The organism is Bacillus pseudomycoides DSM 12442 (genome assembly GCF_000161455.1).
In the GTDB taxonomy this organism is placed as follows: Bacteria; Bacillota; Bacilli; order Bacillales; family Bacillaceae_G; genus Bacillus_A; species Bacillus_A pseudomycoides.
Genome location: NZ_CM000745.1, coordinates 5,318,787 through 5,330,060, shown reverse-complemented (window position 1 = coordinate 5,330,060; position 11,274 = coordinate 5,318,787). Strand labels below are relative to the sequence as shown.

The following is an 11,274-nucleotide window of genomic DNA, read 5'->3' as shown; positions in this document are numbered from 1 at the left end:
CGATACCCCTAATAGCGGTGCGACAGTAAAGTATGGAGATAACTCAATCGAACTAGACTTTAATGGTTTACAAACAGCAATCCGTAATGGAGATGTAAAAGATGTAGCAATCTTAAGTCCAAAACAAATCGAGCGTTTAATTAAACAAGATAAAATAACGACACCCCATTGGAAAAATCTTGCTCTAAAGTGGACTAAAAGAGACAATGAGTATTTGATAAAAGGTGAAATACCAAAAGACTATTTCAAAATTCATGAATAAGAAGGTGCAAATATGAAATTATACTTTAAAGATACTAAAATAGGCGAAATCACAGATGTTTTTGTAGAAACACCATGGATGTATGGAACAATACATTTAAATGATAATAGTAAACCATTTCAGGAATATTTTCGTGAAATGGTAGATGAGGATAGTACATTTGATTTTGAAAGTATCAATCCTGAATTTCTAGACGATGAAAATTGGTCTATTTTCGATGAAAATGAGGGGAAATATCTAGGAATTGATATTCCAGCTATTCACATCGAAGATACAACAATCGCATGGCGATGGAGATAACAGCTACTCATTTATTGTACAAAGAGAATAGTAAATAAAAAAGCCAACTCCAAATGAACTGCCCTCCAATTGTTAGACACAGTCTAACAATTGGAGGGCAGTTCAATGTATAGTGACCCCGTAAAGCAAAAAAAGAATCCATAATGGGTTCTTTTTTTTTGCTTTACACAATGTAAAAATATGGTTCTTAAATTTACAATGAAACGTAACTTTATATTGTTTTTTAATGAAATTAGAATTGAGATTTATAGAAACCGAATAATAACTATAGAAAAATGTATATTTTCTATGGTTATATTTCGCTTTCTTTTAATGGAAATGAATTTTAAAAGTAATTAAAATTAAAATTAGGTATAACTTCAGATGTAAAATAAATGGAAATTCACAAATGAAAAATAACGGCTTCTTTTATAAATAAAGGAAGCCGTTATCTGGATAAAGTTACTGGTTTTATAGATGATGAATACCCAGCCTGTAGATACTATCATATTTATTTACAGAAGACATTCTGCAATAAATTCCAAAAACCATCTGACATTTCTATTTTTAAGTTTTCAACAACCAAGCCCACAACCACAACACGTAAAAATATAGTATGTATCTTTTTATTATGTAAAAATTAGTTATCTAGGTAATATGAAAGGCCTTGATGTGGGTTTGGAACAAAGGCACGATGTTTTTAAGAAAGACGCGAAGTTTTGAATAAAGTTGCGACGTTTCTAAAAAAGATAAGATGCTTTATCTTTTCAATCAAAGACTTCTATATTAATAAAGGGGTTTAAAAGTAATGAAAAAAGCCTACTTTTTATAAGAAGGTGTCGGTTTAAAATAAAGATGTACTGTTTTGAAATGATCAATACCTAAAACGTAAAAAGTCATAAAAAATAAAGGGTGATACATATTAGGGGTCACCATATCATTTCGGGAAAATTGTACGTTATCAAGACCTAAATCCCCAAAAAAACTTAAAATAAAAGGCCCTACATATTATATATGACTAATATGTTAGGACCTTTTATTTTTGGTAATGGGGTGCTACCCCATCGCCATCGAGCTAAGGTTTTGAAGTACCCCCTAAATGAAAATTTTCTTTCTCTACAGTTAGTTATTTTGAGAAATCAGCTCATTTTTTTGTTTTGGGGGTGTTTACTTTTCTTAAGTTGATGGGCATGACATAGTAAGCCCCAAAAAGTAATTATTGTTTTAGTACCCATGATATTAGGTGGTTTGATTGGTTGGTTTGTTCCCATCATTGCCAATTGGATACTAAAACTTCCAGTAGTTCCAATGGAGAAGTTAATTTTACTCATTACATTCTTTAACAGCTTATGGGTTTCAAGTATTGCCACCGTTATTGGAACAATAGCAGGTTTATTATTAGGCTTTATTATTTTAAATGAGAGTCTCGAAGTCACAATTTCCTACAATAATTTACAATTAAAATTTGGAGAAAAAATAAATGTCATTGAGAAACAGGATATTTTAGCAATCTATATAGAAAATAAGCATTTAATTATCCTTGGGCAAAAGAGTAATGAATTATATAGAGAAGTTATTGAAGTGAAGAAGGATACTGTACGAGAAGCTTTTAATAAGCATCAATATCCATGGTATGAAACTGATCCATTTAGTAGCGAATATGAGCGATGGGCTTTAGGACATACTGATTTTCCCGAAAAAATTAATGTATTACTTTATGCTAGAGACCGTGCATTGAAAGAAAAGAAAAAGGTAGATGCTAAATATCTACGAGAAGATTTAGCTCAGTTAGGAGCTGTCATTAGAGATGAAAGAAATGGTCAGTACGTGAGACTTGCCCAAAATGCTAATTTTGATGTTTAGCATTTGACTCGAATTGTATGCTATTTTTAATCGAACTTTATTTCAACACAGCTGATTTTCCATGGTAATAGATAAAGGAGACGGGTTTATCGTCTTCTTTTTTGGAATTTGTTACTATGTAAATAATCCTAATCGTGGCTATTCTCCGAAATGCTGGCGATGCCTCATGTTCATCAAGCTAAGGATTTGGAACCACCCAAAAATGAAAATTTCACCTTTTAATAGTTATTTATAGAATTCAGCTCATTTTTTTGTTTTGGGGGAACAATTAATTTCTTAAGTTGATGGGCATGATATGGTGAGGCCATATAGACAAAATGGACGGACATCAATTCGAAGTATACCTAAAAGCTCTCTTTCGAGTGTTGGGTTATTCTCCAACAGTCACAAAACAGTCAAATGATTTCGGAGCGGATCTGATATTGAAGGGGAAAAATCGTATTGTAATCCAGGCAAAACGCTACGGGATGAAAAATAGAGTCGGCATTAGTGCCGTACAAGAGATATATGCAGCACAAGCCTATTACAAAGCAAATGAGGGCTGGGTTGTAACGAACAGTGTGTATACAAGGCAGGCGAAAGAATTAGCGGAAGCTTGTCATGTAAAACTAATCGATCGTGTAGAACTTCAGAAATTGATTAATAAAATCAATCCCGAATATTCGGCTGAAGATGTGTATCAAGGGGTAAAACCTGCAGAACGGAAATGTCCAACATGTAAACATGATTTAGTCGTTCGTAATTCAAATAAAACAGGAAATAAGTTTTTTGGCTGTTCACAATATCCCACATGTACACATACAGAACCAATTCATACATGAGCTGTGATGAAAATCCGGCTCTTTTTTCATTTGTTTAAAGAATACATGAAAAAAATCAGTTTAACTGAAAAATGACCCTTCAGATTTAGTTGTATGGCGTTTTGATGTAGTTATTAATATAATAAGTCATATTTGTTATAAAAACGCATGTAAAGGGAGAAAGGGAATTTAAATGCGTTTTTAGGTTTTTTAGGGAAAATAAAAAGGGTAGCCAGTATTTACGACTTAACCCTTTGTCTACGATCTGACGAATTGCTTCGTTTCGATTCTTCAGCTTATTTTCATGCCAATAATTTTCTATTTGCTTAACTTGTTCTTTTGTAAAAGTAACTAAAGAGACATATATCGATATAACTCTTCGGCAAATAAAGACAGCTCTTGTTTTTGATGCATATTCATAAAAAGCACGTCACCCTTTCTCATTAACATAAGAGAATAGTAACGTGCTTTTAACTTCAAGAATAGTCTAAATCCTTAAGTTGATGGATGTGTGGTAGGACCTCTAAAGATACAAAATATAAAAGGATGATCGTAATCAATCTTTGATTAAGACCATCCTTTATACATTCTTAATTTAAATCTTCACCATTAGAAGCAATGACTTGCTTGTACCAGTTGAAGCTTTTCTTTTTGTAACGTTTTAATGTTCCATTACCTTCGTTATCCTTATCTACATAGATAAATCCGTAACGTTTTTTCATTTCAGCAGTAGAAGCACTTACAAGGTCAATAGGCCCCCATGTAGTATAACCGATTAAGTCCACACCATCAGCGATAGCTTCCTTCATTTCAGCAATATGATCATGGAAATAGCTAATACGGTAATCATCATTTACGGACTCATTTTCTAAAATATCAACAGCACCAAAACCATTTTCAACGATAAATAAAGGAATTTGGTAACGGTCGTATAACGTATTTAAAGCAATTCGAAGGCCTTTCGGATCGATTTCCCATCCCCATTCAGATGCTTCTAAGTATGGGTTTTCTACGCCTCCTAATTGTAAGTTACCATCAGAAGTCTTATGTTCTTCAGGAGTTGCAGAGGCCGTACCGCTGTTATAATAACTGAAGCCTAAATAATCTACTTTATGAGTACGAAGAATTTCTTCATCACTAGGTTCCACTTTAATTGTAATATTATGTTCAGCAAAGTAGCGCTCCGTATAGGAAGGATAGTATCCACGTACTTGTACATCTGTGAAAAACACTGTTTCACGATCTAACATCATGGCTGTCCACACATCTTCTGGATTACAAGAATAAGGATAAGTTGGAGCATAGGCAAGCATACAACCAATTTTGCTATCCGGAATAAGCTCATGACCTGCTTTTACTGCTAGGGCACTGGCAACAAATTGGTGATGAGCCGCTTGATATTGTATGTGTTTTACATTTTCTCCTTCCTCAAACTCAAGTCCACCGCCAGTAAATGGGGCATGGATAACAAAATTAATTTCATTAAATGTCATCCAATATTTTACTTTATCTTTGTAGCGAGTAAAAAGAGTTCTAGCAAAGCGCTCATAAAATTCTATTAGTTTACGGTTTTTCCAACCACCATAATTTTTCACCAAAGCGAGTGGCATTTCATAGTGAGAAATGGTAACAATAGGCTTAATGTTATATTTTGCTAACTCAGAAAATATGTCATCGTAAAATTTTAAGCCTTCTTCATTTGGTTCTAATTCGTCACCATTTGGGAAAATACGAGTCCATGCAATACTCATCCGGAAGCATTTAAAGCCCATTTCAGCAAACAGGGCGATATCTTCTTTATAGTTGTGATAAAAATCAATTGCAGTGTGGTAAGGATAATAGCCTTCCATTGAATAATCTTGTGGGCTAAAAACACCATGTGGTAATATGTCTGCTGTAGAAAGGCCTTTTCCTTTTTCTTGGTATGCACCTTCTATTTGGTTTGCTGCCGTTGCACCACCCCATAAAAAGTCTTTTGGAAACGGTTTTGAGAAGCTATTCAACATTATGTGTCCCTCCAAAATATGTTCAACCAATTGGGAATAAGCATAGTTCATTCCCAATCAGCTAGATATTATTAAAATATTAGAGTTAATAAATCTTCATTTTTAGTAATTTGTTCTTTATTTGTTTCAATGATATCCGTATACTGTGCAGTATTTGTAATAATTACAGGTGTTGTTACAAGGTAGCCAGCCTCTTTAATTTTTTCCATATCAAAGTCGATTAAATGTTGCCCTTTTGTTACTTTGTCACCCGTTTTAACATGTGCATTGAAATATTTTCCTTCTAATTGAACCGTATCAATTCCAATATGAATAAGAATTTCTGCTCCATCATCTGATGTAATACCAACAGCATGTCCAGTAGGGAAGAGCGTTGTAATGACACCGTTTACTGGTGAATGGACTTCACCAACAGTTGGCTCAATCGCAATCCCTTTTCCCATTGCCTCAGATGCAAATACAGCATCTTTTACTTGGTTTAAAGGAGTAATGGCTCCTGTTAAAGGACTTACAATTCCTTCTTTTTTTACAACCGTTGCACCAGCTTCTTTAGATGTTTCTGTATTTTGTAGTTCCTCTTTATTCTCGTAACCTAAGAAATATGTTAAGGCTGCTGCTCCCCCTACTGTCATGATAATCATTAAGAAATATGGAAGCCATGGTGTAGTTGTACCACTTAGTGTAAATATAGAATGAAGGGCAAAGGCATTGTTTTCAGCTTTAAATGCCCCAATGAAAGCACCACCAATTGCTCCGACAATAACAACATATTTTAATGTACGTTTATGAGTTGCAATTAATCCGTATAGAATTGGTTCTGTTACACCTGCAAGTATCCCTGTTAATGCTGTTGAACCGGCAAGAGATTTTGTTTCTTTGTTTTTTGTTTTTAAGAAGATACCTAGTGCGATACCCGTTTGAGCAAATGTACTTGCAGCCCACATTGGGTCGATTGGGTCTCCACCGTTCATTAAGTTTTCGATACTCATTGGAACAAGAGCCCAATGTAATCCAAACATAATAAGGAAAACCATGGTACCACCAACAACAGCCCCAGTTAATAGTCCGCTATGTTCACTTAAGAAATTAATTCCTGTAGCAACCGATTTACCTACATAGGTTCCAAAAGGGCCGAATGCGATAGCAGCTAATGGTACGATAATCATTAATGAAAGCATTGGTACTAAGAACATTTGTAAATCTTTGTATATAACTTTTTTCAAGAATTTCTCTAATTGAGCGTAAATAAGTACTGAGATAAATGATGGTACGATTTGAGAAGAATAGTCCATCAAGATAACTGGTATTCCTAGGAATGAGCTTGTATCTCCATTAGCTAATAAAGCTGTAAAGTTTGGTTCTAATAGAGCGGCTCCAATAATACCACCCATGTATGGGTTAGCTCCTAATTTCGTAGCTAAAGTAAAACCTATCATAATAGGCAAGAAGTATAGAATAGCATTACCAGCGGCAGATAAAATAGCATACGTACCACTTTTATCTGATAACAAATCAAACATGACTAATACGCCTAAAAGAGCCTTCAGCATACCTGCTCCGGCAAGCGGTGCTAGTAATGGAGTAAACGTACCAGAAATTAATTCAAATATTTTTCCAGAAAGCGATGTTTTTTCTTCAGATGTTTCATTAGCATCTTTTGAAAAGTTACCGATTTTATTAATTGCTTTAAATACATCAGAAACATGGCTACCAATTACTACTTGTTGTTGGCCACCAGTTTGAACAACGCTAATAACACCTTTCACATTTTCTAATGCTTCTTTATTTACTTTGTTGCTGTCTTTTACTTTAAAGCGTAAGCGTGTAGCACAATGTTCTAAACTATTGACGTTATTCTCTCCACCAATATGTTGGAGAATTTCTTTAGCTAAGCTTGTATAGCTCATTTATAGCACTCCTTTAATTTTATTTTTATAAAAAAAACCTGAGTTGATTTTTCTTATTCGAAATAATGAACTCGAATAAGAAAAATCAACTCAGGTTTTGCCTGCCGAACAGTCACAATCCTGTGGTTCAATTATTATGTCTTTCTCGTGATTTAATACGGTTAATGTGAAGCATTAAATAAAGCATTTCATCTTTGTTTGTTTTTTTACCATAAGTAGACTCAATATAAGCTTTTACCTTTTGGGTACATTGATAAGCTTCAGGATATTTTGCCTTTACTTGTTCATATAATTCTTTCTCACCTTCAATAGTAGATTGATTATGAGTCAGTCTATAGGCAAAATATCTTAAATGAGTAACAAAGCGACTATAATTAATTGAATTTTCATCTAGCTCTAAACCGTAATGATATTTAACGATAGTAAGAACATCATTTACCATTTTCGTCATATTCATCGTGTCTTCCATATCATTTTGGTTTTGTTGAGCATTAATGAGGTGAAGAGCAATCGAACCAGCTTCATCCTCAGGTAGCTTATAACCAGTTTTCCTTTCAATGATTTGTAATGCGTGTAAGGCAACTTCATATTCATTGCGATAGAATTTCTTTACTTCCCAAAGCAACGCGTTTTTGAGTATGAAACCTTGTTGAAAGCGAGAAATTGAAAAACTAATATGATCGGTTAAGGTAAGATAAATATTATCACCAATTTTTCCAGGTAACTTTGATTTAGCGTAGGTGATAATTTCATCCGATAAATCCAAATGTTCGGATGGAATTTCGTTAATGAGATGGGCTAATTTATCTGTTAAACCTTTTGCTTCTAAAACAAATGTTTTATCAACTTGGGAAGGATCAATATCTTCGCCCGATTTTTTTTTGAAAGCAATACCTTTACCCATGACAATCATTTCTGTATTATTATCATTTTCTACTAAGACTACGTTATTGTTTAATACTTTTTTGATTTTCATATATCATCACCTACTTATTAGCCTAAATAAAAAACCTAAATTCATACCAAAAATACAGCATAATTGTATTCTTGGTATGAATTTAGGTTTTGCCTGCCGAACAGTCACAATCCTGTGTGAAAAGTATTCAATTACTGTTTATCTTTATCCACTTGTATTATAACTATGTTTGATAACGTTTTCAAGAGTTTTTTTGAATGAGGTTGATCTTTTTTAACCATATGCATAGCTTCGATACCACTGTATGCCACTCTGTATTTGTCACATCTCCAAATTTTCCGTTTGCTTTTCCTGCATCAAATTCACCCTTGTCTGTGTCGAATGCATCTGTCACTGTTTGGCCATCTAACTGTCATGTGCCTCGGACATATTACAATCCTTCTGGAAATGTATCCGCAATGGCTAGATTTTTCACAAGACTAGCAAGAAGCGTATTTCTTGTTCGAATCGTATACGCCAGTTCATCCCCTATTTCTGTAATTGTATTTTGTAGGTTCTTCACTGTTTTATCGGATTCTATGATTTGATCTTGTAGAATCAAGAAACTATCTCCGCTCATTTCACTGTCGTTTAGAAAATTACAAGAAAAAGATTTATTTCTTTCCACGCAGATAAAGTGTCTCTCACCATTTTCCTATCTATTTCGATATTTAGATACTAATTACAAATAAATAATATATGATTCTCACAAAAAATATAGTGATATTTTGTCGAAAATTGTACTATTTTGATATTTTATAGTAATATTTTGTCTTGAGTTATACCTGACGGCAAATAATTTATGAATCTATAAAGGAACAATGTGAAAATTTATCATTTAATCTAATTAAAAGGAGAAGGTAATGAATAATTCCATCGACATACAACACTTGTGTGATCTCGCACATAAAGCCTTTAATGTACCTGTTCATATTTTATCTACAGACAAAAAAATCTTATATCATTCTATTTCTGATGATGTCTGTAGTCCATTTTATTCTTCTAAAGAAGAACATCTTAGTGACATTTATCAAGAAAATGATCCCAATAACTTCCCACTTTTCAGATGTAACAGTTATCTTGAAAATTTCGTCCTAATTCATATAGTAAATCATGATTATATAAAAGGGTCTATTATAATCGGTCCCACTATACATCCAAAGGGCTCAAGTGATATAACCTTTAAAATTCGGAAAGAATTTAACTCAAATAATAAAATTCAAGAAAGGCTAGCCTATTATCAGTGCCTACCTGAGATTAAAAAAACTACTTTAATTGATATCGGAATCTTATTACATTACATGATTTTCAATGAAAAGTTAGATGTAGGTATCGTTTTAGAAAAAAATAAATTGCTAGAGGAAGTTCCCTATAAAATTGTGAAACCTGATTTATATATTTTAAAACGCCGACAAAATAATCCTGAAACTCACAACATGGCATTAGTACATAATTATTTTTTAGCAATCAAAGAAGGAAATAAAGAAAAGTTATTACAATATATGTATGCAATTCCAAAAGAAGGTGATGGGATTGTTTTAGCAGCAGATCCACTCAGAAACCAAAAGGTTCTTGGAATTATTGCGATTACTCTAGCTACTCGATATGCGATAGATGGTAACCTTCCATCAGATATTGCTTTTTCTCTTAGTCTTTTGTATATACAAACTATGGAACAACTAGATAACGTAGACTCTGTAAAGCGATTGTCAGGAGACGCTTTACGTACTTTTGCAGATCGTGTGAAAGAATACAATGCGCAAAAGTATTCAAAAACGATTACTGCATGCCTGAATCATATTAGAAAAAATGTTTACAATGAAATATCTCTCAATGAACTCGCTGATTATTTGGCGATTACCCCTACTTATTTATCTAAATTATTTAAAAAAGAAGTGGGAATTCCTTTAAGTGAATATATTCAAAGGGAACGAGTAGAAGAAGCAAAAAAATTATTAACACTAACTACATATCCATTATTAGATATTTGTACTTTGCTTAACTTTCATGACCAAAGTTATTTTATAAAGGTTTTTAAAAAAATTACAAACATGACTCCTAGACAGTATCGTGAAAAATATACCGTAATATAAGCTTAGAATCTGTTTCTGGTGCAAAAACTTTAATATACGTGTAAGTAATCTCTAAAACTTGAGCATACTGTTTCTATTACTCTAGAAAGGGTACGTGATTTTGTGAAAATGATGGAGAAACGGGGTTTATCCATTTCTTATACAACTATTATGCGTTGCGTTCATCAGCATGGTTCTGAATTGGACAAATGAATCTGATTTCACCTCAAACCAATGACTCTTGAAGAGTCCATGAAACATATATCAAAGTAAAAGGGCAATGGATATATTTATATCATGATGTTAATTTGAAAGGAAACACAAACCAATTTTCTTCAAGTGAAACAAGAAACCAGAAGGCTGCAAAGCGCTTTTTCAAGAAAGCTTTGCGGCCTTTTCATGTTTTAAAACTTCTTGTTATAACGGATCGATAAGAATCCATTTTATTATTTTCATGTTAAGTATTGAGGTGGTTGGAATGAATTGTATTTCAGAGGTTTTTTATGACTATATAAAGATGTTTTTGAATAATATGGTAAATTAAAGAGCGTGATAAATTAAGTATTTATTAATAGTAATATTGGAAATTATTCCATAAAACTTAATAATATAACATATATTACTTAATATATCTACATTTTATGCAATTATACATACCCAAATAAAGGTAAAAAAGTATAAGTAATACCATTAAATTATTCTATAAGTATTTTTCTAAAATAAAAACTAACCTCCTCTAAATTAATATAGTTATTTTTTCATTGTATATATTAAGTTGTAATCATTATAATTAATACAATAGAATTCATCATTAATTTTATTAGTATAATATCCTCTCACTCATATTAAGTATGTAACAATAAAATCATCAAATACATAAGATAAAATTCTACTATTTACGACAAAATCTTACTATATACGCATCGGAAATTTAATGTTTTAATAAATAACATAACTGGTACGACCACTAAGAAAGGGGCAAATTACACTAAATAGGAGTTTAGTAAAGTTGCAAGTAACATTATGTTGGCTTTAAAATTCTTAATATTCAGTTACTTTTAAAAAAGGGATCTCGAATCACAAAAGTATCATATTTGTACAAAATTGGTTTTAAGTTTCTACATAGCAAA

General features: G+C 32.5%; 7 protein-coding genes and 5 pseudogenes. 6 read left to right on the top strand and 6 right to left on the bottom strand.

The window, feature by feature from the left end; translation table 11 throughout:
* The 4 genes and pseudogenes from BPMYX0001_RS33435 to BPMYX0001_RS26995 form a co-directional block, all read left to right on the top strand.
* A pseudogene (locus BPMYX0001_RS33435) lies at nt 1-262 on the top strand (pre-toxin TG domain-containing protein); the annotation flags it as partial.
* A 12-nt stretch (nt 263-274) separates the two neighbouring features.
* The gene (locus BPMYX0001_RS27005; protein WP_006097359.1) at nt 275-562 is read left to right on the top strand and encodes a hypothetical protein; all 288 of its coding nucleotides are present in this window, start codon (nt 275-277) and stop codon (nt 560-562) included.
* 1,188 nt (nt 563-1,750) lie between these two features.
* Nucleotides 1,751-2,404 (top strand): annotated as a pseudogene (locus tag BPMYX0001_RS27000) (YqeB family protein); the annotation flags it as partial.
* A gap of 305 nt (nt 2,405-2,709) precedes the next feature.
* Nucleotides 2,710-3,225: pseudogene (locus BPMYX0001_RS26995) on the top strand (restriction endonuclease); the annotation flags it as partial.
* 217 nt (nt 3,226-3,442) lie between these two features.
* Here BPMYX0001_RS26995 and BPMYX0001_RS35145 read toward each other — a convergent pair.
* The 6 genes and pseudogenes from BPMYX0001_RS35145 to BPMYX0001_RS26975 all read right to left on the bottom strand — a co-directional run.
* Nucleotides 3,443-3,577: pseudogene (locus tag BPMYX0001_RS35145) on the bottom strand (ribbon-helix-helix domain-containing protein); the annotation flags it as partial.
* Nucleotides 3,578-3,794: 217 nt separating this feature from the next.
* On the bottom strand, nt 3,795-5,210 hold the full coding sequence (gene bglH, locus BPMYX0001_RS26990) for an aryl-phospho-beta-d-glucosidase (RefSeq protein ID WP_006097355.1): 1,416 nt from the start codon (nt 5,208-5,210) through the stop codon (nt 3,795-3,797).
* A gap of 71 nt (nt 5,211-5,281) precedes the next feature.
* Entirely contained in the window at nt 5,282-7,117 is a 1,836-nt protein-coding gene (locus BPMYX0001_RS26985; protein WP_006097354.1) for a beta-glucoside-specific PTS transporter subunit IIABC, read from the bottom strand.
* 127 nt (nt 7,118-7,244) lie between these two features.
* Nucleotides 7,245-8,093, bottom strand: a complete 849-nt coding sequence (gene licT / locus BPMYX0001_RS26980) for a BglG family transcription antiterminator LicT (RefSeq protein WP_006097353.1) — start codon at nt 8,091-8,093, stop codon at nt 7,245-7,247.
* 181 nt (nt 8,094-8,274) lie between these two features.
* Nucleotides 8,275-8,427 (bottom strand): hypothetical protein, encoded by a 153-nt coding sequence (locus tag BPMYX0001_RS32825; RefSeq protein WP_006097352.1) that lies wholly within the window; start codon nt 8,425-8,427, stop codon nt 8,275-8,277.
* Nucleotides 8,428-8,463: 36 nt separating this feature from the next.
* Nucleotides 8,464-8,634, bottom strand: coding sequence for a cell surface protein (locus BPMYX0001_RS26975; RefSeq protein ID WP_244268561.1), 171 nt, complete (start codon nt 8,632-8,634; stop codon nt 8,464-8,466).
* Nucleotides 8,635-8,935: 301 nt separating this feature from the next.
* On the opposite strand from BPMYX0001_RS26975, the gene BPMYX0001_RS26970 reads away from it, so the two are divergent.
* The gene (locus tag BPMYX0001_RS26970; RefSeq protein ID WP_033799453.1) at nt 8,936-10,165 is read left to right on the top strand and encodes a helix-turn-helix domain-containing protein; all 1,230 of its coding nucleotides are present in this window, start codon (nt 8,936-8,938) and stop codon (nt 10,163-10,165) included.
* A gap of 93 nt (nt 10,166-10,258) precedes the next feature.
* Nucleotides 10,259-10,591, top strand: a pseudogene (locus BPMYX0001_RS31705) (DDE-type integrase/transposase/recombinase); the annotation flags it as partial.
* Nucleotides 10,592-11,274: the final 683 nt, after the last annotated feature.